The sequence below is a fragment of the Tsukamurella asaccharolytica genome (assembly GCF_007858435.1).
Lineage (GTDB): Bacteria > Actinomycetota > Actinomycetes > Mycobacteriales > Mycobacteriaceae > Tsukamurella > Tsukamurella asaccharolytica.
Genome location: NZ_VIGW01000005.1, coordinates 93,927 through 117,058 on the forward strand (window position 1 = coordinate 93,927; position 23,132 = coordinate 117,058).

The following is a 23,132-nucleotide window of genomic DNA, read 5'->3' on the forward strand; positions in this document are numbered from 1 at the left end:
TAAGGGGACGTGGGAGCGAGGGGGATCGCATGGGCACGAAGATCGACCCGGCAGCGGTGGCGAAGGCCGGGGGCGACTATTCGACGGTGGCCGAGCACCTCGGCACCGTCGCGGGTCGGATCCGGGGCTTCACCGCGGAATCCGCTGACTTCGGGCGGAAGTACGAGTCCGACGGTGCCGCCTATGCCGTCGCGCTGGAGAGCCTCGCGAAGGGCGTCGACGCGTGGCAGGTCGGCGCGCGCGCCTGCGGAACCGGTCTGACCACCTCCGCGTCGGCGCACAGGATCACCGACGACAGCGGCGCCGCCGCCGTCACCGGGGCCTGATCCGTGACGGAGCGGACCGTCGACCAGATACTCGACAGCGGCTCGGGTTGCCTGCAGTACTTCGAGATGATGCTCGACATCGCGAAGTGGCTCTCGCCGCGGGGGTGGCCGGACTGGCGCGATGACATCTGCCGGAACTACGACAACGAGCGCGGCATCGATCTCGCGGCCGTGCGCGGGGATGCGATCATGCTGCAGCAGCAGGCCACGGCGGCGCGGGAGGCCGTCACGGACCAGTCCGCCGCGCGTACGAGCGTGCAGACCGCCTGGCCTGACAACGCCGGACGCGCGGCGGTCGCCACCCTCGACGCGCACCACAAGCGGAGCGGGCCGGTGGCGACCGCGCTGGAAGGCGCCGCCAGCGCTGCGGCAGCCGTGCCCGACGCCGTCGTGGCCGCGGTCGCCGCCAAGGTCGCCGCGCTCAGTGAGTTCGCCACGAAGGAGTTCACGATCGGCTGGGGCAGTCACCTGAAAATGACGGCCCTGGGTGCGGTGACCATGGGCACGGCGACGGTGGCTGAGATCGACGAGCTCAGAATTCGATTCGAGAAGCAGCTGCTCGCCGATCTCGTCGCCTTCCGGAGCGCCTGCACGACGGCGAGCTCCGCCATCGAGGCCGCCTACGCGACCGTGCCCGCGGCGGCGAAGGGGATCGACGCCTCTGCGTTCCCGGCGCCGTCGTTCGGCACGATCACGGCGACCACCACGCAGCCCACGACCAGCCCGGCCACGGCGTCCCCGGCTTCTGTGTCGCCGGCCACGGTGACCCCGACGACGGCGTCCCCGGCCACCAGCGGTGGCGGAGGCGGCGGCTCACGCGCCGCGTCCCCGACGTCCACGAGTCCGGCCACCGCGAGTCCGGCCACCGCGAGTCCGGCGGCCGCGTCACCGACGACCGCGAGCCCGGCGGCCGCGACCCCGGCGACGAGCAGTCCCGCGACGACCGGCACGCCGGCGCCGACGACCGGCGCGAGCACCACTCCGTCGAACGCGACGCCCAGCACGGGTGCCGGCGCCGGCACGGGGAGCGGCACGCCGTCGTGGCTCTCGCAACTCCTCCCCAAGATCGCCGAACAGCTGGGGCTGGGAGACAAGGGCACCGGCAAGAGCGGGGAAAAGGCCACGGACAAGCTCGGCGACAAGGGCGACGACAAGACCGGTGGCAAGGGCGCCGGCGGCGCGAAGGTGTTGGGCGTCGACGCCCTCGGCCGCACCATCACCGCGACGCTGAGTCCCGACGGCAAGACCATCGAGGTCACCGCCGCGAAGCCGGACGGCACCGCGGAGAAGGTCACCCTGAAGGTGGGCGAGGACGGCAAGCTCACCGCCACCGACGGCAAGGACGGTGCCGGCAAGGAGGGAGCCGGTAAGGACGGTGCCGGTAAGGACGGTGCCGGTAAGGACGCTGTCGGCAAGGACGACGGTGCCGGCAAGGACGGTGCTGGCAAGAACGGCGCCGGCAACCCGGGCGGTGCGAAGCCTGCCTCGGCCGGCTCCGGCGCCGGCGGCGGATCGGGCGCGATCCCGTCGGCCGACCCGAGCACGAGCCCCAGCCCGAGCCCGAGCCCCAGCCCCACGCCGAGCCCGAGCCCCACCGTGCCGATTGCACCGTCGGCACCGCCAGCACCGTCCGTCCAATCCGTCCCGGCGAAACCGTCGAACTCCGGCCAGCAGAACCCTGCGCCCGCACAGGAGGCGTGCCCGCCCGGGGAATCGGCGCAACAGGGCACCGGCGCCGAATTCGCGGTCAGCGGGACGTGATCAGCAGCGCCGAGGAGGAGCGATGAGCAGCACAGATCCCAGCCCCGAGGATCACGCCCGCGCGATCCGGATCGCGGAACGGCAGTTCCTGTTCGACGAACTGCTGCGGATCGCGGGCGTCGCGCCTGAACCGGCGGAGATCACGCGACCCATCCCGGTGGTCCCGCGCGCGGGGCAACCGGAGTCCTGGCTCAGCGCGGGCTGACCCAGGATCTCGGGCAGTACCTCAGGCCAGGCTGCGCAGGCGCTGCAGCGCGCTGGGCTGCTCGGGCTCGGCGTTCGGGTCCCAGACGTAGGAGCTGCCGCCCAGGTCGGCGCCGACCTCGGCGAACGCCGCGTACTCCTTGTCGTCGGCGAGCCCGCCGAGCAGGTAGCCGGTGAGGAGGGCGCGGACCATCTTCTGGGTCGACGTGTCGGAGCCGCCCGCGCCGAGGGCGCCGCGCAGCGAGATCCCCTCCGCGAGGCCGCCGGGCTCGGCGCCGGGAACGATCCGCAGCTCCGTCGGGCCGGCGTAGCGCAGCGAGAGGACGCCGGCGTTCGAGGCCATCGAATGCTCGTTGCCCGGGGCACCGAGGATCTGAGCGTTCGCGCGCGTGCCGGTCGCGGCCTTCTCGGCCTGCGGCGAGGTGGGCGCGGGGAACAGCGCCGACAGCCACTCGATACGGGAGTCGGCCGCGGCGGCGATGAGCGCCGCACCGGTGCCCCAGCCGTGCCCGACGACGGCGCGCTTGGCCTTGTTCACGGTGATGGCGCCGTCGCCGAGGCGGACCTCGGTGATCACATCGAGCGCGGTGCCCAGGTCGATCGCGAGGCGCCCGTCGGAGGCCAGGACGCCACGCTCGGTGTCCGGCGCCGCCACGACCAGGCCCCACGAGGCCAGGTGCTGCAGCGTCTTGGTGTAGCGCTTCGCCGGGGTCACCCAGTCGTGCGCGAACGCCACCGCGGGCAGGTTCGAGCCCTTCTCGGGCGTGTAGATCACGCCGGGCAGGCCCGCGACGCCCAGGTCGCCCTTGAGCACGCGGTGCGGGCCGCGGCGCTGCAACTGCTTCACCAGCTTGTTCGCATCCGTCACGCCGCTCACGTTAGCCGATCTGCCGTACCGTGGCGGCGTGCGGCACTATCACCACCCCGACTCCGTGCGTGCGGCGGAGTCGCCCCTCATCGCAGCCCTGCCCGACGGGGCCCTCATGCGGCGCGCTGCGTACGGCCTCGCGGGCGTCTGCGCGCGGGAACTGGCCGACCGCACGGGTGGCACCTCGGGCCGCCGGGTGACGCTGCTCGTCGGCTCCGGCGACAACGGCGGCGACGCGCTCTTCGCCGGCGCCTTCCTCCGCCGCCGCGGCGTCGCCGTGGAGGCGGTGCTGCTCGCCCCCGATCGTGCGCACGCCGCCGGACTCCGCGCCCTCACGCGGGCGGGTGGGCGCGTCGTGACCGCACCGTCGCGCCCAGATCTCGTGGTCGACGGCATCGTGGGGATCAGCGGGCGCGGCGCGCTCCGCCCCGAGGCGGCGGAGCTGGTCGACGGGATCGCCGCGCCGATCGTCGCGGCGGACACCCCGTCGGGCGTCGACGTGGAGACGGGCGTCGTGCACGGCCCGGCCGTGACCGCCGCCGTCACCGTCGCGTTCGGGGCGCTCAAGCCCGTGCACGCACTCGCCCCCGCCCGCTGCGGCCGGGTCGAGCTCATCGACATCGGCCTCGCCCTCCCGCCCGATCGGAGCGCGCGCGAGTTGCGCGCCTACGACGACGCCGATCTGGCCGCCCTGTGGCCCGTCCCCGGCCCCGCCGACGACAAGTACAGCCTCGGGGTGCTCGGCGTCGTCGCCGGCGGCGCCACGTATCCGGGCGCCGCGGTGCTGGCCACGGGCGCGGCGATCCGCGCGACGTCGGGCATGGTCCGGTACGCCGGCACGGCTCGCGCGGCGGTCCTCGCCGCGTGGCCCGAGACGGTCGCGAGCGACGATGTGGCGGACGCCGGGCGGGTCCAGGCGTGGGCCGCCGGCCCGGGCATGGGGGTCGACGCTGCCGCCGCCGACCGTCTGGCCCGCGTCCTCGATCAGGACCTCCCGACGGTGCTCGACGCGGACGCGCTCACGCTGCTCGCGGAGCACCCCGGCCTGCTCGCGGGCCGCACCGCGCCGACGGTGCTCACCCCGCACGCGGGGGAGTTCGCGCGGCTCGTCGGGCCCGCCGGCAACGATCGGGTGGCGGCCGCCCGCGACGCGGCCCGCGAGCTCGACGCGACAGTGCTGCTCAAGGGGCACGTCACCGTCATCGCGGCCCCCGACGGCACCGTCGTGGCCGACACCGCGGGCTCGTCCTGGGCCGCGACGCCCGGGTCGGGCGACGTGCTGACCGGTCTTGTCGGCAAGCTCCTCGCGTCCGGGCTCGCCCCGCTCGACGCGGCCGCCTGCGGCGCGCGGGTGCACGGCCTCGCCGCCGCCCGTGCCGCCGACGGTGCGCCGACGCACGCCGCCGCGATCAGCGCCGCAGTGCCGTCCGTCGTGCGCACCGTGCTGCCGGACTAGGCTGAGCAGCGCCATGAAGACATCGATTCCCGCGACCGGGCTGGAGCGACTGACCGCCCAGATCGACCTGGGCGCGGTCGCGCACAACACGCGGATCGTCGCCGACCACGCGCCGGGGGTCGCGGTGATGGCCGTGCTCAAGGCCGACGCCTACGGTCACGGCGCCCTCCCCGTCGCGCGGGCCGTGCTCGCAGGCGGCGCCTCCGAGATCGGGGTGACCACGGTCGACGAGGCCGTGGCACTGCGCGAGGACGGCGTCACCGCCCCGATGCTCAGTTGGCTCAGCACCAGCGGATTCGAGCGGGCCATCGACGCCGACGTACGGATCGGCGTGAGTTCGCCGCGGCAGGTCGCCGCCGTCGTGGCGGCGGCGAAGACCGTGGGGCGGCCCGCGAGCGTCCACGTCAAGGTCGACACCGGGCTCAGCCGCAACGGCGTCGCCGCCGCGGAGTGGGCGGCCACGCGCGATGCGCTCGTCGAGGCCGAGCGGGCGGGCACCGTCGAGCTGCAGGGCGTCTTCACCCACCTCGCGCACGGCGACGAGCCGGAGCACCCCTTCCTCGACGTGCAGCGCGACGCGCTCGCCGCCACCGTCGCCGACGCCCGCGCGCACGGCCTGACGCCCGTGCAGGTACACGCCGCGAACTCGGCGGCCGCGCTGACGCGCCCCGACCTGCACTTCGACCTGGTGCGCCCCGGCATCGCTCTTTACGGAGGAGTGCCGGTGCCCGGCAGGGACTTCGGGCTGCGGCCGGCGATGACCTTCGCTGCCCCCGTGATCCTGATCAAGCGGATCCGCGCGGGCGACGGGGTGAGCTACGGGCACAGCTGGATCGCCCCCCGGGACACCGTCGTCGGGCTCCTCCCGGCGGGGTACGCCGACGGCGTCTGGCGCCCGCTGAGCGGCCGCATCGAGGTGGCCATCGGCGGCCGCCGGTTCCCGCAGGTCGGTCGGGTCTGCATGGACCAGAGCGTGATCGACCTCGGGCCGGACGGCGGCGGCGTGTCCGAGGGCGACACCGCCGTCCTCTTCGGCGACGCACCGGGCGCCGACGTCGCCGCCGACTGGGCGGAGAAGGTCGGCACCATCGACTACGAGATCTTCACCGGCGTGCGCGGGCGCGCCGTTCGCACCTACACGGGGGAACAGTGAACGACGACCGCGGCCGCATCCACATTCCCGAACGTCTGCCCGGGCCGGCTCTGCTGGCCGGGCTCGGCACCGGCCTCGCCGTCGCCGCGCTGACGGGCATCGCCGCCGCCGCACGGGTTCTCGGCGTGCGCGGCGCGGGCGACGACCCCGTCGCCCCCGACGACCTGGTGTTCCGGGCCGACCGCGAGACGATCGTCATGAGCTCCGACGGGGTGCCGCTGCACGTCCGCGAGGTCGGGCCGCGGACCGCCCCGGTGACCGTGCTGTTCGTGCACGGCTTCACGCTGCGCGCCGCGTCCTGGGTGCTGGTGCGGAACGAGCTGCAGGCCCGCTGGGGCGACGAGGTGCGCATGGTCTTTCCCGACTGCCGCGGCCACGGCGACTCGGGCGGCTGCACGCCCGAGCAGAGCACCGTCGCGCTGCTGGGCGACGACATCGCCACCGTCCTGCGGACCCTGGTGCCCGAGGGGCCGGTCGTCCTCGTCGGGCACTCCATGGGCGGTATGGCGATCTGCGCTCTGGCGAAGGGCCACCCGGAGCTCATCGGTCCCCGCGTCGTGGCGGCGTCCCTGCTGGGGACGGCCTCGCACGCCCTCACCGACGGGGGCCTGGCTGCCGCGCTGCGCAATCCGGTGCTGGACGTGGTGCGCGCCGCGATCCGCTTCCTGCCCTCGGTCGTCGGCCGGGGCCGTGAGGTGATCAAGCCGATCGCGACGCCCTTCGTCACGGCGGGCGCCTACGCGCCCGGTAACCGCAGCGCCACTCTGACGGACTTCTCCTCGACGATGAGTCTCTCGGCGCCGCTCGGCACCTACGCGGGCTTCATGCCGGCGCTCGAGAGCTACGACGAGGAGGCAGCGCTGCCGGTGCTGCGCCGGATCGCAACGTCGGTGGTGTGCGGCGACCACGACTGGATGACGCCACTGCGCAAGTCCAGGGCCCTTGCCGAGGCGCTGGACTCCGAGCTGATCGTGCTCGCCGACACGGGACACATGCTCATCCTCGAGGCCGCGCCGCGGGTGGCCCGCGCGATCGCCGACCTCGTTGCGCGCGTGGAGCAGGAATGACCGACGAGCGGGTGCTGCCCGAGGTCGAGGACACCGAGGCCCTGGGGCGCGAACTCGCCGGGCAGCTCGCCGCGGGCGACCTCGTCATCCTCGACGGTCCACTCGGAGCCGGTAAGACCGCGCTGACCCGCGGGATCGCCGCGGGGCTGGGCGTCTCCGGGCGTGTCTCGTCGCCCACGTTCATCATCGCGCGCGAGCACCGCCCGGGCGAATCCGGTGGGCCGGGGATGGTCCACGTCGACGCGTACCGCCTCGGCGGCTTGGACGAATTGGACGCGCTCGACCTGGACACCGACCTCGAGGATTGCGTCGTCGTCGTCGAGTGGGGCGAAGGGGTGGCGGAACGCCTCGCCGACCGGCACCTCATGATTCGCCTGCGGCGTGCCGAAGGCAGCGACGTCCGCACCGCCACGTGGGGGTGGGTCGGCGGGGCCTGATATCCGCGATCAGGCCCGGCCGGCGGCGGTGCAGATGCAGGCGTTGTTGCCCTCCGCGTCAGCGAGTACCCAGAACGAGGGTGCCTGATCATCGGAGACCAGGGTCCCGCCCGCAGCGAGGGCCGCATCGATACGACCTCGTGCTTCGCGCGGATCGACCCAGACGTCGAGGTGGAAACGCTGCCGCGGCGTCTCGTGCGCGCCGGTCCGCTGGAACCACAGGATCGCGTCGGCCCCGTGCGTGCGGACCTCGAGGTAGCCGTCGTCGTTCTGGATCTCGGCCCCCAGTACGGCCGACCAGAAGGGTGCGATCCCCGCTGCGTCCGCCGTGTCGAGGCCGAGCTCGATCACGGACGACTCCCCGGGACTCGCGGTGACCTCCCGTTCGCGGGCGAGCTCCGAGAACCGGGCGGCGAGCCGTCGGTCCCTGTCCGTGACGCCTCCCGCGTCGTGGCTGTAGAGCAGCACGTCCACGGTGCCGTAGCGCAGGGTGAGGTCGGGGTGGTGGTTCGCGGCTTCGGCTGCGGCGGCGAAGGCGGTGACCAGCTCGAGGCCGGCGGTGAAGTCTCGGGTGCGGAACCGGGTGCGCAGGCCGTGGACGAGCGGCGCCCAGTCAGGGAGGGGATCGGTGTTCTCGCTCATGGGACCATGATGCGCCCCGGCACCGACAAGTTCGCGAAAACCAGTACGTTCGGCTCTTGCGTTCAAATCGAACAAGAGTACGATGAGGGTATGGATGTAACCGGCGCGTTGGCGAACCTTCCGGAGGTCTTGGTGCCCCCGGCCTTCGTCGCCGGTGCGGTGGGGTCGGGGGAGCTCGGGGCCGTGCTGGTGGATCAGCGACGGTGCGAGAACGTCGCCTTCTGCCGGACGGTATCGGCGGTGTACGCCCTGTTCCGAGACCGTTACGGCGAGCGGGAGTCGGCGTTCTTGGCCTCGGATCCGATCGGGGGTTCGGACTTCTATGCGGTGCGGCGGGAACTCTCGCTGGCGTACGAAGCGGTGAAGGCCGAGGTCTCGGTGGCCCTGCGGATAGGGTCGACTGCGACGGAGACGGTGATCGAACAGGCGGTGGGTTTCGTCGAACGCCTGCCGCGGGTGTTCGCGCTGATCGGTCGCGGCGTGATCTCCCCGCGTGGCGGAATGGAGGCTCTCAGTCGCGCGCGAGCGTTGACGGGTGGGCAGGCGATCGAGTTCGACGAGCGCCTCGCCGAGCTGCTGACGGCGGATCCGCTGGCGTTGATGTCGGTGCCCGCCTTGCGGGAGGCTGCGGATCGCCTGGTGCACGACATCGATCCGGCGGCGGCGGAGCGTCGACGGCGGATGGCGGAGGAGGATCGCCGGGTCACGTTCCGGCCGGCGGAGGATGGGATGGCCGCGGCCTACGCGCTGTTGACCGCGCACGAGGGCCTCGAGCTGGGAGTGCGGGTGGATGAGATCGCCAGCACGGTGTGCGATTCCGATCCGCGCACGGTGCCGCAGCGAAGGGCCGACGGGTTGATGATGCTCGTCCGCGGCTTCGCGACGCTGGGCTGTTGGTGCGAGGTGCCGGGATGCCCGCTGCGGGAGGCCCGCCCGGTCGGCGACGACGGGGACGAGGATGAGGGCGTCCGGGTGGTGACCCGGTACCGCACGCTGATCCACGTGGTGGTCAACGAGAAGACCCTCTCCGACCCGGAGAACACCGGCGCGGGCTTCCTGATCGGGCACGGCCCCATCACCGCGCAGTACGCACGCGATCTCGCAGCCCGCGATGACGCGGTGCTGCGTCCCTTCGGCGAGGAACTCGCCGATTCGAGCGCAGTCGACACCACTGCGATCGCGTCCGACGAGGCATCGGCCACCGGGGCAGCTGCCGTAGACGCGGACCGCGGCCCGGACGACGCGTCGGCTCCCGCGCAGCGGCCGTCGCCTCGGTCGCCTAGGTCGGCGCGGTTCCGTGCGGCGGGCATCGACATCGCGCGCCGAGCACCGGCGAGTGTGCTGCTGGCCGCCCGATGCTGTCACGCGGACCTCGCTGTGATCGCCGATCCCGCCGGCGCCGCCGATGACTTAGCGGAGGGCGGCGCGCCGGATCCGATGCCCGTCCCGATCGAGGAAGCCGAACCCGGGGAGAGTGATTCGGCCGGGCAGGCTCGGGAAGCCTCCGCCGGGTCGCGGGGGAGCACTGTGCCCGCAGTCGCCGCCTCCGGTCCGACGGCCTCGGACGCGCTGTCCGGGGTGCCGGCGCCGAACGGGCCACCAGCGCCCGCGGGCCCGCGGGCGCTGGTGATCGCGCAGGGAAGCAGTGGGTACCGGTTCTCCGCAGACCTCACCCGCTACCTCACGCTGCTCTACCCGCGCTGCGTCTTCCCGCTGTGCACTCGGTCCGCCTCACGCTGCCAGCTCGACCACGCCCGCGAGTACGACCATCGCGACCCCACCCGCGGCGGCGCCACCACGGCGGGCAACGGCCAGCCGCTGTGCGTGCCGCACCACCAGCTCAAGACCGCCGGCCTGTGGACCGACGCCCGCCTGCCCGACGGCCGTATCCTCTGGCTCGGCCCCACCGGCCAACGTGTCATCGTCGATCCCACCCGCACGACCCTCGGCCTGTTCCCCGACCTGACACGTATTGCGTGGACCACCCCGCCCGTCTCGGGCAGGCCCGGTGGAAGCAAGGCCCCGCCACCCGGCGGACCGACCCGACTCCAGAAGGAACACGCCCGACGCGAGCGCCTCCGCGCCGCGCATCTCGACGCTCTCGCCCGGGAGCGCGCGGAAGGCGAGAACGTCAGCGCCGTGGAACAGCACCTCGCCGCCGTCCTCGCCGGGCGCAACCCCGCGCATCACCCGCCGCCGGACGGCCCGCCGCCCTTCTGACGAAGGCGCACTGACGCCCGAGCGGATTCGGGGTGCGCGACGACGAGGCGGTAACCTGCAAGTATGCACGTGCTCGCCCTGGATACCGCCACGCCGGCGCTCACGGTGGGCATCGTCGACTCCGAGACCGGCGCCGTGCTCGCCCGCCGAGACCGCACCCACGCCCGCGGCCACGCCGAGGTGCTCGTGCCCTACCTCCTCGAATGCCTCGCGGAGGCCGGGCTGGACCGCGCCGATCTGGGTGCGGTCGTCGTGGGGTGCGGGCCTGGTCCCTTCACGGGACTGCGGGTCGGCATGGCTACCGGCGCGGCGTTCGGCGACGCGCTCGGCATCCCGGTACACGGTGTGTGCAGCCTCGACGCCATTGCGCACGGGGAGGCGGGGGACGTCGTGGTGGTGACCGACGCTCGTCGCAAGGAGGTCTACTGGGCCCGGTACGTCGACGGGGTCCGCACGGCCGGACCGGGCGTGATCAAGCCCGCCGAACTCGACGTCGCGGGTGCGCGCGTGGTCGAAGGCTCGCCCACACCGGCGAGCCTCGTCGCGGTCGGACGAGACCTGCTGGGCACCGATCCGCAGCCGCTCGTGCCGCTCTACCTGCGCCGCCCCGACGCCGTCGAAACGGCCGCGCGTGTCTGATATCCCGATCGGACCGTTGCGTCCCGACGAGGCCGAGCGCTGCGCTGAACTGGAGACCGTCCTGTTCGCCGGAGACAGTCCCTGGCCCGCCTCGGCGTTCACGCCCGAGCGGCACACCCGCTTCTTCGCCGCCCGCGACGACGGCGCGGACGGCAGGCTCGTCGGCTACGCCGGAATCGGGCTGCTGGGCAACACCTTCTTCCCCGAGTCCGAGGTCCTCACCATCGGCGTCGACCCCGCGTACCAGGGCAGGGGAGTGGGGTACGCGCTCCTGCGCACCCTGCTCGACGAGGCTGATCGGCACGGCGGGGCCGTCTTCCTCGAGGTGCGCACCGATAACGACACCGCGCGGACCCTGTACGAGCGCAACGGATTCGCCACCGTCGGGGTGCGGAAGAACTACTACCGGCCCTCCGGGGCCGACGCCTTCACCATGAAAAGGGAGGCCCGGCAGTGATCGTCATGGGTATCGAGAGCTCGTGCGACGAGACCGGCGTCGGCATCGTCGACTGGGACCCGGAGTCGAGGACGGCGCGGCTGCTCGCCGACGAGGTCGCCTCGTCGCAGGACGAGCACGCCCGCTACGGCGGCGTGGTCCCCGAGGTCGCCTCGCGCGCCCACCTCGAGGCGATCGTGCCGACGATGCGCCGCGCCCTCGCCACGGCCGGCGTCGACCGGCCCGATGCGCTCGCCGTCACCATCGGCCCCGGCCTCGCCGGCGCCCTGCTCGTGGGCGTCGCGGCCGCGAAAGCCTATGCGGCGGCGTGGGACGTGCCCTTCTACGGCCTCAACCACCTCGGCGGGCACGTCGCCGTCGACACTCTGGAGCACGGCCCGATGCCGCCCTGCGTCGCGCTGCTCGTCTCCGGTGGGCACACGCATCTGCTGCACGTGACCGACCTGGGCGCCCCGATCACCGAGCTCGGCACCACCGTCGACGACGCTGCGGGGGAGGCCTTCGACAAGGTGGCCCGCCTCCTCGGCCTTGGCTACCCGGGCGGCCCCGTCATCGACGAGCTGGCGAGCGAAGGCGATCCACAGGCGATCCGCTTCCCGCGCGCCATGACCCGGCAGCAGGACGCGCGGCACGACTTCTCCTTCAGTGGGCTCAAGACGGCGGTCGCGCGGCACGTCGAGGCCGAGAACGCCGCCGGCCGGCCGCTGAACGTGCCGGACATCGCCGCCTCCTTCCAGGAGGCCGTCGCGGACGTGTTGACCTTCAAGGCGATCCGCGCCGCGCAGGACGTCGGCGTCGAAACGATGGTGCTGGGCGGTGGCGCCACCGCGAATTCCCGCATTCGCTCGCTCGCGCAGGAGCGCTGCGACGCCGCCGGGATCGAGCTGCGCGTGCCGAAGCCGCGTCTGTGCACGGACAACGGGGTGATGATCGCCGCACTCGGCGCGCACGTCATCGACGCGGACCCGACCCCGACGGACCTCGGCGCCGCCACCGACCCGGGGCTGTCCGTCACCCGGACGAAGCTCTGACGGGCGACGGGGCGCTCAGGACCACCTGGCGCGGTGGCGCGGAACGCGATCAGTGGACTGCTCCAGCTCGAGCCCGCCGCGTCGCGGTCGGAGCTCCCTCCTGGCGCCGTCGGTGCAGGCGCGACTCGTCATGGGTGCAGGAGTGACAGCTGAATCTGGGCGAGCAGCCGAGCGTCGCGATCGCCGAGATCGATGCCGCAGATCTCCTGGATTCTTCCCAGACGGTACCGCAGGGTGTTGGGGTGGTAGCCCAGGGCGGCTGCCGTCGCCGACACGCTGCCGAACTCGTCGAGATAGACCCGCAGCGTCCGCGCGAGGTCCGTGCCGTGTTCCTGGTCGTGACATCGCAGGTGATCGACGGGGGTCGATGTCGGCAACTCCATCCCCCGGAGTTGGTGGTCGATCGCTTGCAACGCAGCGCTTTCCGCGACATCGATGAGTCGGGCAGCTCCGCTCCGTCCCGCGAATCGAAGAGCGTCGGATGCGAGTTCTGCCGATGCTCGCGATGCCGGCGCTTCACGGAGGGTCGGTACTGCATCACCGACACCGATACGAGGTGTCCTCGCACCCAGTTCGGGGCGTTCCGCAAGGGCTTGCGCAACTTTCCATCCGCCCCGCTCAGCGCTGGCGACGGAGGCGAAATCTGTCAACAGAAGACGAAGCTCGGAGTCCTTCCAGAGGGGTGCAACCCGACAGCCGCAATCGGCCGCGACGACGCGGGAGAGGGTCGAGACGCGGGGTTGGTTCGCGCGAATCTCGGCGTCTGGAGAGCACACGAGATGCAGGACGATCGCGGGACCGTCGGTGTAGAGATCGGTGTGTGTCGCCGCGGCCGACAGCGTCGTTGTGGTGCTGTAGAGCAGTTCCTCGATCTCGGCTGTCGCACTGCGCTGGCGGCCCGCCTTCGCCGCGGCGGCGTGCAGAAGATGGGCGGCAACCAGCGGTGCGATCCGCTGCAGTGCGGCCGTGGCCTGAGCGACATCAACGCGCAGATCCGCGACCCAGATCGACCCCAGCACCTCCTCTGCGGCGCGAATCGCGACGACGAGCCGTTCAGGGTGGCCATCGTCGGCTGGGCGGTGCACCACGTCGTGCGACGCGAGAACCGCCGCGAGAAAGCCCGTGTCGGCCATCGCGGCGACGCGTTCCTGGGGCACCTGGCGCCGCAGAATGGCGTTGCGCCTCCACGAGTCCACCTCGTCGTCGCTCGACGAGTACGCGAGCACGTTTGAGCGCAGGTCTTCGATCGTGACCGAGCCGCCGACCTGCTCGGCGATGAAGTCAGCGAGTCCGTCGAGGTCGTCCAGCTCGACGCCGGGAGCTGGTGCTTGCACTCGTTGGTATGCGCCTGCGAGCGCCAAGCGGAGCGCAACGGCAGCGTCCTCCCACGAGTCCCAGAACGACCGACTGAAGACCGCGATGCCACTCTCCGCAAGGTGCTGGGGCAGTGCAGTCGCAGCTGGTCCGCTGATGATGACGGCGGCGACGCCGGCCTCGCGAGCGTCGGCAAGCATGCGCGGCACGTTGGCCGCGGGAAGGCCGACGGCGAGGACGATGTCGCCTGGCCTGAGGTGCGGCTCGTCGTCATCGAGGATGTTGAGTCTGCGCACCGGTACCGCGTTTGCCGCGAACGGACCCAGGGGTCGGAGTAGACCCCCGGTGGCAACCTCCATCACGGTGTCGAGCGTCGGTGCAGCGAGCTCGTCGTCGAGCGCTGGGGGCGATTGATCCATAGTGCTATCTCGTGTCGATGGAAGCCTTGCTCGTCGCGCGGCGCTGGACGTACCTGTTCGTGAGCCAGGTCATGCCCCAGAGGAGCGCTCCGACACCCAGCAGTACGCCTGCCACAGCGTATTGCTCGGGCGCGCGACCGGAGAACGGAAGCACGAACCAAGCGCAGAGCACGGCTCCCGTGATCGAAACCCACGACGGCGAGACGAAGTGCTTACCGGGCACGTGGTCGCGGCGCAACACGAGGACCGCGATGTTCACGATGCAGAAGACGGCGAGCAGAAGGAGCGCCGTCGTGCCGCCCAGGGTTGCGATCGCGTTGGCGTCCATCAGGCCGACGACCGTAGTCAGAGCGACGCCGATTCCGGTGGTGAGCGCGATCGCTGTGTAGGGCGAGCGGCGCCGAGCCGAGACTCGGCTCAGGAAAGAGGGCAGCACACCCTGCCGGGACATGCCATAGACCAGTCTGCTCGCCATCAGAAGGTTGATCAGTGCGGAGTTGGCCACGGCGAACATCGAAATCCAGGGCAGGAGCTGCGCGAAAGGGAGATCGGGGGCTGCGGCAGCGACGACCTGCACGAGGGGCGGCGTGTCACCGTCGGCGAGGCTTCCGACAGGCACCAGTGCAACCGCGCAGAACGCGACGAGCACGTAGATCGCTCCCGTGATGCTCAGGCCGATCAGCATGACACGAGGGAAGGTCCGTGCCGGATCCTTCGTTTCTTCCGCCATGTTCACCGAGTCCTCGAAACCGACCATGGCGAAGAAGGCCAAGGACGTTGCAGCGGACACGGCAAGGAAGGCGTTCTTCCCGTCCGCGGTTTCAAACATGACCACTTGCTCGAGATGGTCGGCACGACCACCGAGGATGGCGTACAGCCCGACGACGATCACGAGCAAGAGCCCGGACAGTTCGATCATCGTGAGCACGACGTTGAGGCGGACGCTCTCGCCAACACCCCGAAGGTTGACGGCGGCCAGCAACAGCATGAAGGCCACTGCCACGACCGTGACGAGCGCGACTGACGGGTCCAGGCCGAAGGCTGCGGACAGGTTCAAAGCAAAAGCCCGCGACGCGGTCGCTGCCGACGTTAGTCCCGAGCTCATGACCGCGAACGCGACCATGAAGGTGACGAAGTGGATGCCGAAGGCCTTGTGCGTGTACAAAGCCGCGCCCGCCGCGAGAGGGTACTTCGTGACAAGTTCGAGGTACGAGAATGCGGTGAGTAGCGCAACCACAAAGGCCACGACGAACGGCACCCATGCGGCTCCACCGACTTCGGCTGCGACTGTGCCCGTCAGGGCGTAGACGCCTGTTCCGAGGATATCGCCGACGATGAAGAGCAAGAGCAGTTTCGGACCCATGACGCGCTTGAGCGCGTGGGGCTGGGGCGGGCCGTCGGAGACAGCGGGAAAGGAACTGGTCATCGGCGGGTCCTCTGGATTTCTTCCGGTCTGGGCGAGACGACGCCGGCGTCGCCGTTCAGCAGCGATGCTCCCGTTCGCTGCAGAAGCTGACTCATCGTCTGCGGTTCGCGGAGCACGACGAAACGAACGCTCCCGCCGTCGTCGATCCGAGCACCGTAGACGCCCGGCTCGAGCAGCGAGTTGTAGGAGAACGGGGTGGAGAAGTAGTACGCGCCCGTATCCAGCAAGCTGACGATGTCGCCGGGCTCCAGTATCGGCAGCTCGCGGTTCGTCGCAGTGAGATCTCCCGCGAAACAGCAAGGGCCGGCGATGGTCTGCGGCGCGCGGTCGCCACGCTTGAACCCGCCGTCGGGGGTGTGGGCCGTGACTCTGATCGGCCAAGCTTCCGGCATGAAGACCGTGCGAGTCGCAGTCTGGGCACCTGCGTGCGTGATCGCGATGCGCGAGCCGCCAGCCGTCTTCGTGTACTCGACGAACGCCGCGATGAAACCGTACTTCGCCGCGATTGTTCTGCCGAACTCTGTGATCAGCGAGTAGCGGCCATCGAACAGCTCCGGGACTCGGTCACGGAGCACGCCGACGTACTCGGCGAAAGGCGACTCGACCGCGGCGTCCGTCTCGAAGTCGACGGGCAGACCGCCGCCAATGTCGACCGTCGAGATCTGCCTCCGACCGACGAGGCGGTTGACCTCCTCGGCGAAGTCGACCGCTGCGCGGAGCCCATCAGCGATCAAGGGCAAACGACATCCTTGAGAACCCACATGAGCGTGCACCATGGTCAACCAAGGGTGGTCGGAGAACCACGCGAGTAGGCGCTCGCGGTTCCCGGGGTCGTCGAGGGCGATGCCGAACTTCGAGGTCCGCCCGGCTGTGCTCATCGCCTCGATGCCGCCGAGACCGACTTGCGGGTTGATGCGGACGCCGATCCTGGACGTCGAGCGCAACTGCTCCCGGAGGGTCCGGATCCGCTCGAGCTCCTGGAAATTATCCGCATTGAGCGCGACACCGAGGGCGAGTGCTTGCCGCAGCTCCGGCATCGTCTTTGCGGGCGAATCGAAGACGATCGATTCCGGCTCGAACCCGGCGGCGACTGCTTGGGCGAGTTCCCCCTCGCTCGCCACCTCACACCCCATACCGAGGGTTCGAAGGAACTTCAGGACTGGCACGAGACAGTTCGCCTTTGCGGCGAACGCGTGGAGCACGCCGCCCTCTGCGGGCACGGCCCTCTCAAAGGTTCGATGAAGGACCGTGACGTTGTGCTCGAGCGCGTCCATATCGACGAACGCCGCGAGGGGGTCCGCATCCCGCGCAAGGAGGCCCTGTGACACTGCCGTGCGCAGAATGTGTTCGCGTCGACGCGCAGGATCCAAGGATGTCATTGCCGTCCTATGGTCAGATGCTCTGGGATCTGCAAACGCTATCAACGCAGGTTGCCGCTGCCATCGGAAGTAACACCGAAGATCGAGGCGTCTACTCGTCGGATCCTCCAACGCCATTCAGGCCGAGCAGCAGCAATCGCCGGGTCACTCCTCGCCGCAGAGGTACTCCCGCATCTCGCACTCGGCCGACTCGGCGCGCAGCACCGCGCGCTGCGTCGGCCGCGCCGCCTCGTAGCGCGCGCGTCCGCGGTCGGTGATCGAGGTGAATACGGACCTACGGTCGCTCTGGCACATGGTGCGGGACGCGAGCCCGTCCTTCTCCAATCGTGCAACCAGGCGCGAGAGGGCGGACTGCGAGAGGTGCACGTGCTCGGAGAGGTCGGCCATCCGCACCTTCTCGCCGCCCTCCAGGGCGCCCGTCCGGGCGCGTTCGAGCTGCTCGAGTACCTCGAACTCGGACGAGGTCAGCTCGTGCTCCGCGAGGGCGCGGTCGAGTGCGCAGGTCATGCGGGAGTAGTCGCGCATCAGCCGATGCCACTGCTCGGCCAGTGCGTCGTCCGCGGGGGTGCACGTGCTCACCTCGACCGGACCGACCTCGCCTTTGACGCTCATGTCCGCATCTTACACCTGACCGACGCAAAATATTCCTCCGCAATAAATGTAGACACATTTAATGCGTGCGCATAGAGTCTCCGGAGTGACCACGACACACGAACCCCCGACAGCACCGTCGAACCCGAACCCCGGGAGGGAAGAACTCCACGTCACCACCGCCTCCGGGTGGACCTCCCGCACCTGGCTGCTTCTCCTCGTCCTCTGCGGCGCGCTGTTCCTCGACGCGCTCGACATCTCGATGGTCGGCGTGGCACTGCCCTCCATCAAGGCCGCCCTCGGCATGGACCCGTCGTCCCTGCAGTGGATCGTCTCCGGCTACGTCCTCGGCTACGGCGGCCTGCTGCTCCTCGGTGGCCGCGCCGCCGACCTGATCGGCCGGCGGCCCGTCTTCCTCGGCGCCGTCCTCGTCTTCGGCGTGGCCTCGGTCGCCACCGCCTTCGTCGACCTGCCCGCCGCACTCATCGCGTTGCGCTTCGTCAAGGGCGTCGCCGCGGCCTTCACCGTTCCGGCGGGCCTGTCGATCATCACCACGACCTTCGCCGAGGGGCCGGCCCGCAACAAGGCCTTCTCCATCTACACCGTCGCCGGAGCCTCCGGCTTCTCCATGGGCCTGGTCTTCGGAGGACTGCTCACCGAGGTCTCCTACCGGCTGACCCTGCTCTTCCCCGGCCCCATCGCCCTCGCCCTCGTCGTGCTGGGCTGGAAAGTCATCCCGCGCACCGCACCGTCGGAGACCTTCGCGCTCAAGCGCTTCGACGTGGCCGGCGCCGTCACCTCGACCGGCGCCCTGCTGATCCTCGTCTACACGGTGGTCCAGGCGCCGCACCTCGGGTGGGCGTCGCCGACGGTGCTGACCCTGTTCGCCGTGTCCGCGCTGCTCGCGGTGGCCTTCGTGGTCATCGAGGCCAAGCACCGGCACCCCCTGGTCCGGCTGGGCATCCTGCGTTCCGTCCGGCTGGTCCACGCCAACCTCGCCGGCTTCGTCATGTTCGGCGGCTACGCGGCGTTCCAGTTCCTGGTCACGCTGTACGTGCAGGACTCGCTGGGCTGGAGCCCCGTCGCCATGTCCCTGGCCTTCCTCCCCGCGGGCCTGCTCGTGGTGGCCTCGGCCACCAAGATCGACGCCGTCCTCGACCGTGTGAACAGCACCGTCCTCGTGGCGATCGGCCTCACCGCCTTCCTCGGCGCGTACGTCTGGTTCCTCCGCGCGGAGGCGGGCGCCAGCTACTGGCTGTTCCTGTTCCCGACGATCCTGCTGCTCGGCGTGGGCTTCGCCCTCACCTTCCCGGCCGTGAACTCGCAGGCCACCGAGGGCGTCGACGACGACGAGCAGGGCCTCGCCTCCGGGCTGCTCAACACCTTCATCCAGGTGGGCGGCGCCGTCATGATGGCCGTCGTCACCGCGATCACCACCAGCGCCGGGAGCGAGGCACTGCCCGGCCAGCTCCTGCCGGGCATGACCACCGCCATCGCCGTCGTCGTAGGGCTCACCCTCGTCGGCCTCGCCGGCACGATCTCGGTGCTCGCGCTCGCCCGGCCCGGGCGGTCCGACGGTGCCGCCGTCGCCGTTCCCGAGCCGGCCGCCGGGGCGAAGGCGGAGGTGGGAAGTACCGCCGCCGACTAGGTAGTCCTACGCTGCCGCGCCGCGCCCCGGCGCGGCAGCGTAAGGGCATGCCTCAGAACGCCCCGCAGACAGATCCTCGGATCGCCCGGCTCGCGACCGAACTCGACATCACCGTCCGGCGCCTGCAGTGGATGCAGGCTGAGCTCGCGGGCGTGCGATCCGTCGCCGCCCCGGTGCTCATCGCCCAGGGGGCCGGGCCGACGCCCGCGGCCCGGCCCGTAACCCCACACCAGCCGGTGCCGCCGTCGCCGATGCCCTTCCCGGCTCCCGCTCCGCCGCGGCCGAGCCGCGTCCGGCCGCCCGTGTTCACGGTCGCGCGAGTGCTCGCCGGCGCGGGTGTCCTCGTCACGCTCATCGGCGTCGCGCTGCTCCTCGTCCTCGCCGCGCACGCGGGGCTGCTCGGCCCCGCGGTCCGCGTCGGCCTCGGCGCCGCGCTCTCCGCGGGCCTCCTGGGCGCGGCGCTCTGGCTCCACCGACGCCCCGACGGCCGCCTCGGGTCCACTGCCCTCGCCGCCACCGGCGTGGCCGCGGCCTATCTCGACACCGTCGCCGTCACGGGAATCTACGAATGGGTGCCCCCGATCGTCGGCCTCACTGTCTCCGGCCTCATCGCGCTCGGCGGCCTCGCCCTCGCCATGCGCTGGCGCAGTCAGTGGTTCGGCATCGCGCTGTACGCGCCGGTGTACCTCTTGGCGCCGCCGCTCGCCGACAACGCCTACCTGCTCGCCGGTTTCACCCTCATCCTTGCGATCGCGTCGATCGGTGTCTCCCGGCCGGCCGCCTGGCCGGCCCTGCACCTCGTCCGCGCCACCGGCACCTCGCTCACCCTCGGGGTGCTGGCGCTGGCCGCCGGCCCGTCCGACGCCCTGCCGATCCTCGGCGCGACGGTGCTCGGCGCCGTCGTCGGCCTGGTGGCCGCCGCCGACCCGGAAGCCCGCGCCGGACGGTCGTGGGCGCTGATCGCCGCCGGAATCGTCTCGTCGGCGCCCGTGCTGCTCGCGATGATCGGAGCGCCGGACTGGGCTGCGGCCTTCGCCGCCGTCGCCCTTGCCGCCGCGACGATCGCGCTCGGCCTGATGCCCGGTACCGCACCCGCGGTCCGCGGCGTCTGGTTCGGCGTCGCCGCCTTCGCCGCACTCATCGGCGCCCTTCTCGCCACGCCCTCCGCGTCGCTTCCCGCCGTGATCCTCGCGCTCGGCGTCGGCGCGCTCCTGGCGGCCGGCCGCGAACCGTCGGCCTGCTGGGCGGGAGTGGTCCTCGGCGGCCTCGGCCTCGCGGCGGCCCTCGAGCAGTACGGCCCCACCGTGACCCTGCTCGACGACGCCGTGCGGCGCGGTGCGGGGACGGCCCCCGCACTCGCGACCGCGGTCCTCGCCCTGGCCTTCGCCGTGCTCGCCGCGTGGCGCCTGCTGCCGCAGTTGCCCGCGGACTCACGGAACCTCGCCGGCGTGGTCTGCGGCGTCGCGGTCCTCGGCGCGGCCACCGCACTGTTCGCGAACCTCGGCTGGGCGCTCGGCGGCGCGGACGGGGCGCGGTGGGGTCACGGCGCCGCCACCCTCGCCTGGATCGCCACCGGCGCGTACCTGCTGCTGCAGCGTCGCCACGACTGGGGCGCGGCCGGCAGCGTCGCCGGGCTCGCGCTGATCGGCGGGGCGGTCGCGAAGCTCTTCCTCTTCGACCTCGCCGCCCTCGACGGTGCGGTGCGCGTGATCGCCTTCCTCCTGGTCGGCATCACCCTGCTCGGGGTCGGCGCCGCCTACGCCGCGCGGTCGGAGCGGGGGCGCCGCGTCGCCTGACGGGACCGCAGGATCGCGGCGCGACCCTCGGCCTCCTCGTCGGTGAACTGCGGGTTCGCCCCGCGGATCGCCTTGCCCGCTGAGTTGTCGGAAGACCGCCCTTGAGTGCTAGCACTCCCATCGGTAGAGTGCTAAGTGGTTCGTGCGAGCGGGGCATCCCGCACGCACAAGGTGACGCCGGCACCCGCGACGACGGCTGTGACTTTCGGGCCAGACAACATGACACCGATTTCCCACACATGGAGGCGAACTGTGGCAAGCGTGAACATCAAGCCGCTTGACGACAAGATCCTGGTGAAGGCCACCGAGGCCGAGACCACCACCGCGTCGGGCCTGGTCATCCCGGACACCGCCAAGGAGAAGCCGCAGACCGGCACCGTGGTCGCCGTGGGCGAGGGCCGCGTGACCGAGCAGGGCAACCGGGTTCCCACCGGCATCAACGAGGGTGACACCGTGCTGTTCAGCAAGTACGGCGGCACCGAGTTCAACTACAACGGCGAGGAGTACCTCGTGCTCTCCGCGCGCGACGTCCTGGCCGTCATCGGCAAGTAACGGCGCATTCGTGCGAATTCCGGACCGCCCGGCCCCTGGGAAACCGCCGGGGCCGGGCGGTCCGGCCGTTTCCGCAGAGCTTGAGGAGCTTTGAAATATGGCTAAGCAAATCGCATTCGACGAGTCGGCGCGCCGCAGCCTGGAGGCCGGTGTCGACCAGCTCGCCGACGCCGTCAAGGTCACCCTCGGTCCCCGTGGCCGCCACGTGGTGCTCGCCAAGGCCTTCGGCGGCCCCGTCGTCACCAACGACGGCGTGACCATCGCCAAGGAGATCGAGCTGGACGACCCGGTCGAGAATCTGGGCGCCCAGCTGGTGAAGTCGGTCGCCACGAAGACCAACGACATCGCCGGCGACGGCACGACGACCGCCACCGTGCTCGCGCAGGCGATCGTCAAGGAGGGGTTGCGCAACGTCGCGGCCGGCGCCAACCCGATGGAGTTCGGCAAGGGCATCGCCGCCGCCGCGGACAAGGCCGCCGAGATCCTGGTCTCGCAGGCCACCCCGGTGGACGGCGAGAAGGCGATCGCGCAGGTCGCGACCGTCAGCTCGCGCGACGCCGAGCTCGGCGAGATGATCGGCGCCGCGATGGGCAAGGTCGGCGCCGACGGCGTCGTCACCGTCGAGGAGAGCTCGGGCGTCGAGACCGACGTCGTCGTGACCGAGGGGGTGCAGTTCGACAAGGGCTACATCTCCCCGAACTTCGTCACCGACCTCGAGGAGCGCAAGGTCGTCTTCGACGACGCCCTCGTGCTGCTGGTCCGCGACAAGATCTCGTCGCTGCCCGACTTCCTGCCGCTTCTGGAGAAGATCGTCGAGACCGGCAAGCCTGTGCTCATCGTGGCCGAGGACGTCGAGGGCGAGCCCCTGTCGACGCTGGTCCTCAACACGCTGCGCAAGACGATCCGCGCCGTCGCCGTGAAGGCGCCGTTCTTCGGTGATCGCCGCAAGGCCTTCCTCGAGGACCTCGCCATCGTCACCGGCGGCACCGTCATCAACACCGACCTGGGGCTGAGCCTGGCCACGGCCGGGATCGACCTGCTGGGCAGCGCCCGGCGCGTCGAGGTGACCAAGGACGCCACCACCATCGTCGACGGTGCGGGCTCCTCGGAGGACGTCAAGCAGCGCGCGGCGCAGATCAAGGCCGAGATCGAGAACAGCGACTCCGACTGGGATCGGGAGAAGCTCTCCGAGCGTCTCGCGAAGCTCGCCGGCGGCGTCGCCGTGATCCGCGTGGGTGCGCACACCGAGACCGAGCTCAAGGAGCGCAAGCACCGCGTCGAGGACGCCGTCTCCGCCGCGCGCGCCGCGGTCGAGGAGGGCATCGTCTCCGGCGGCGGCACCGCCCTGGTCAAGGTCGGCGCACAGCTCGCAGATCTCGAGGACGGCGCCGAGGGCGATGTCAAGCTGGGTGTGCGGGCCTTCCGTCGCGCGCTGACCGCCCCGCTGTTCTGGATCGCCACCAACGCGGGCGAGGACGGCGCGGTCGTCGTCAACCAGGTGGTCGAGACCGGCAAGGGCTTCAACGCTGCCACGCTGGCCTTCGGCGACCTGATCGCCGACGGTGTCATCGACCCGGTCAAGGTCACCCGTAGCGCCGTGGTCAACGCCGCGTCCGTGGCGCGGATGATCCTCACCACCGAGGCCACCGTCGTCGACAAGCCGGCCGAGGAGCCCGAGGACGCGCACGCGGGGCACTCGCACTAGCGAGCAGCACCGAGCGCCGCTCGAGCCAGGAGCGCCCCCGA

Annotated in this window: 21 protein-coding genes; 15 read left to right on the forward strand and 6 right to left on the reverse strand. The window is 71.4% G+C overall.

Going from position 1 to position 23,132, the window contains the following annotated elements:
• Window positions 1-29 precede the first annotated feature (29 nt).
• The 3 genes from FK529_RS11695 to FK529_RS11705 are packed head-to-tail and all read left to right on the forward strand — an operon-like array spanning window position 30 to window position 2,292.
• Window positions 30-326: a hypothetical protein gene (locus FK529_RS11695; protein ID WP_146561271.1), complete on the forward strand. Its 297-nt coding sequence runs from the start codon at window positions 30-32 to the stop codon at window positions 324-326.
• 3 nt (window positions 327-329) lie between these two features.
• Window positions 330-2,087, forward strand: a complete 1,758-nt coding sequence (locus tag FK529_RS11700) for a hypothetical protein (protein ID WP_146561273.1) — start codon at window positions 330-332, stop codon at window positions 2,085-2,087.
• Window positions 2,088-2,109: 22 nt separating this feature from the next.
• On the forward strand, window positions 2,110-2,292 hold the full coding sequence (locus FK529_RS11705) for a hypothetical protein (RefSeq protein ID WP_146561276.1): 183 nt from the start codon (window positions 2,110-2,112) through the stop codon (window positions 2,290-2,292).
• Window positions 2,293-2,313: 21 nt separating this feature from the next.
• Here the strand turns inward: FK529_RS11705 and FK529_RS11710 are convergent, their stop codons facing one another.
• The gene (locus FK529_RS11710; RefSeq protein WP_331456327.1) at window positions 2,314-3,159 is read right to left on the reverse strand and encodes a dienelactone hydrolase family protein; all 846 of its coding nucleotides are present in this window, start codon (window positions 3,157-3,159) and stop codon (window positions 2,314-2,316) included.
• Between the two features lie 37 nt (window positions 3,160-3,196).
• Here FK529_RS11710 and FK529_RS11715 point away from each other — a divergent pair, with 37 nt between their 5' ends.
• From FK529_RS11715 to tsaE, 4 genes are read left to right on the forward strand one after another with little or no spacing between them, the layout of a single operon-like run.
• Window positions 3,197-4,615, forward strand: coding sequence for an NAD(P)H-hydrate dehydratase (locus FK529_RS11715; protein WP_146561280.1), 1,419 nt, complete (start codon window positions 3,197-3,199; stop codon window positions 4,613-4,615).
• 13 nt (window positions 4,616-4,628) lie between these two features.
• Window positions 4,629-5,768 (forward strand): alanine racemase, encoded by a 1,140-nt coding sequence (gene alr / locus FK529_RS11720; protein WP_146561282.1) that lies wholly within the window; start codon window positions 4,629-4,631, stop codon window positions 5,766-5,768.
• The gene (locus tag FK529_RS11725) at window positions 5,765-6,835 is read left to right on the forward strand and encodes an alpha/beta fold hydrolase (protein WP_146561284.1); all 1,071 of its coding nucleotides are present in this window, start codon (window positions 5,765-5,767) and stop codon (window positions 6,833-6,835) included. The genes alr and FK529_RS11725 overlap by 4 nt, the downstream gene beginning before the upstream one ends.
• A complete protein-coding gene (gene tsaE, locus FK529_RS11730; RefSeq protein ID WP_146561287.1) occupies window positions 6,832-7,272 on the forward strand; it encodes a tRNA (adenosine(37)-N6)-threonylcarbamoyltransferase complex ATPase subunit type 1 TsaE in 441 nt (146 codons plus the stop codon). Before FK529_RS11725 ends, tsaE begins: the two co-directional genes overlap by 4 nt.
• Window positions 7,273-7,281: 9 nt before the next feature.
• Here tsaE and FK529_RS11735 read toward each other — a convergent pair whose 3' ends face one another.
• Window positions 7,282-7,914 carry a 4a-hydroxytetrahydrobiopterin dehydratase gene (locus tag FK529_RS11735; RefSeq protein ID WP_146561289.1) on the reverse strand — a complete coding sequence of 211 codons (633 nt, stop codon included), beginning with the start codon at window positions 7,912-7,914 and terminating at the stop codon, window positions 7,282-7,284.
• A gap of 90 nt (window positions 7,915-8,004) precedes the next feature.
• Here FK529_RS11735 and FK529_RS11740 point away from each other — a divergent pair, with 90 nt between their 5' ends.
• The 4 genes from FK529_RS11740 to tsaD all read left to right on the forward strand — a co-directional run bounded on the left by FK529_RS11740 (window position 8,005) and on the right by tsaD (window position 12,261).
• A complete protein-coding gene (locus FK529_RS11740; protein ID WP_158635106.1) occupies window positions 8,005-10,134 on the forward strand; it encodes an HNH endonuclease signature motif containing protein in 2,130 nt (709 codons plus the stop codon).
• Window positions 10,135-10,197: 63 nt separating this feature from the next.
• The gene (gene tsaB, locus FK529_RS11745) at window positions 10,198-10,773 is read left to right on the forward strand and encodes a tRNA (adenosine(37)-N6)-threonylcarbamoyltransferase complex dimerization subunit type 1 TsaB (protein WP_146561293.1); all 576 of its coding nucleotides are present in this window, start codon (window positions 10,198-10,200) and stop codon (window positions 10,771-10,773) included.
• Window positions 10,766-11,230 carry a ribosomal protein S18-alanine N-acetyltransferase gene (gene rimI / locus FK529_RS11750; protein ID WP_146561295.1) on the forward strand — a complete coding sequence of 155 codons (465 nt, stop codon included), beginning with the start codon at window positions 10,766-10,768 and terminating at the stop codon, window positions 11,228-11,230. Before tsaB ends, rimI begins: the two co-directional genes overlap by 8 nt.
• On the forward strand, window positions 11,227-12,261 hold the full coding sequence (gene tsaD / locus FK529_RS11755) for a tRNA (adenosine(37)-N6)-threonylcarbamoyltransferase complex transferase subunit TsaD (protein WP_146561297.1): 1,035 nt from the start codon (window positions 11,227-11,229) through the stop codon (window positions 12,259-12,261). Before rimI ends, tsaD begins: the two co-directional genes overlap by 4 nt.
• 128 nt (window positions 12,262-12,389) lie before the next feature.
• On the opposite strand, the gene FK529_RS20720 is transcribed toward tsaD, so the two are convergent.
• From FK529_RS20720 to FK529_RS11775, 4 genes are all read right to left on the reverse strand, one after another.
• Entirely contained in the window at window positions 12,390-13,994 is a 1,605-nt protein-coding gene (locus tag FK529_RS20720; protein WP_146561299.1) for a PucR family transcriptional regulator, read from the reverse strand.
• Between the two features lie 4 nt (window positions 13,995-13,998).
• The gene (locus FK529_RS11765) at window positions 13,999-15,420 is read right to left on the reverse strand and encodes an APC family permease (protein ID WP_205124384.1); all 1,422 of its coding nucleotides are present in this window, start codon (window positions 15,418-15,420) and stop codon (window positions 13,999-14,001) included.
• Window positions 15,417-16,748, reverse strand: a complete 1,332-nt coding sequence (locus FK529_RS11770; protein ID WP_205124385.1) for a type III PLP-dependent enzyme domain-containing protein — start codon at window positions 16,746-16,748, stop codon at window positions 15,417-15,419. Before FK529_RS11770 ends, FK529_RS11765 begins: the two co-directional genes overlap by 4 nt.
• A 195-nt stretch (window positions 16,749-16,943) precedes the next feature.
• A complete protein-coding gene (locus tag FK529_RS11775; RefSeq protein WP_146561303.1) occupies window positions 16,944-17,411 on the reverse strand; it encodes a MarR family winged helix-turn-helix transcriptional regulator in 468 nt (155 codons plus the stop codon).
• A gap of 61 nt (window positions 17,412-17,472) precedes the next feature.
• On the opposite strand from FK529_RS11775, the gene FK529_RS11780 reads away from it, so the two are divergent.
• The 4 genes from FK529_RS11780 to groL all read left to right on the forward strand — a co-directional run bounded on the left by FK529_RS11780 (window position 17,473) and on the right by groL (window position 23,091).
• Entirely contained in the window at window positions 17,473-19,038 is a 1,566-nt protein-coding gene (locus tag FK529_RS11780; protein WP_146561305.1) for an MFS transporter, read from the forward strand.
• 47 nt (window positions 19,039-19,085) lie between these two features.
• Window positions 19,086-20,834, forward strand: coding sequence for a DUF2339 domain-containing protein (locus tag FK529_RS11785; protein ID WP_146561307.1), 1,749 nt, complete (start codon window positions 19,086-19,088; stop codon window positions 20,832-20,834).
• Window positions 20,835-21,086: 252 nt separating this feature from the next.
• A complete protein-coding gene (gene groES / locus FK529_RS11790; protein ID WP_068522534.1) occupies window positions 21,087-21,386 on the forward strand; it encodes a co-chaperone GroES in 300 nt (99 codons plus the stop codon).
• Between the two features lie 97 nt (window positions 21,387-21,483).
• Window positions 21,484-23,091 carry a chaperonin GroEL gene (groL, locus tag FK529_RS11795; protein ID WP_146561309.1) on the forward strand — a complete coding sequence of 536 codons (1,608 nt, stop codon included), beginning with the start codon at window positions 21,484-21,486 and terminating at the stop codon, window positions 23,089-23,091.
• Window positions 23,092-23,132 lie beyond the last annotated feature (41 nt).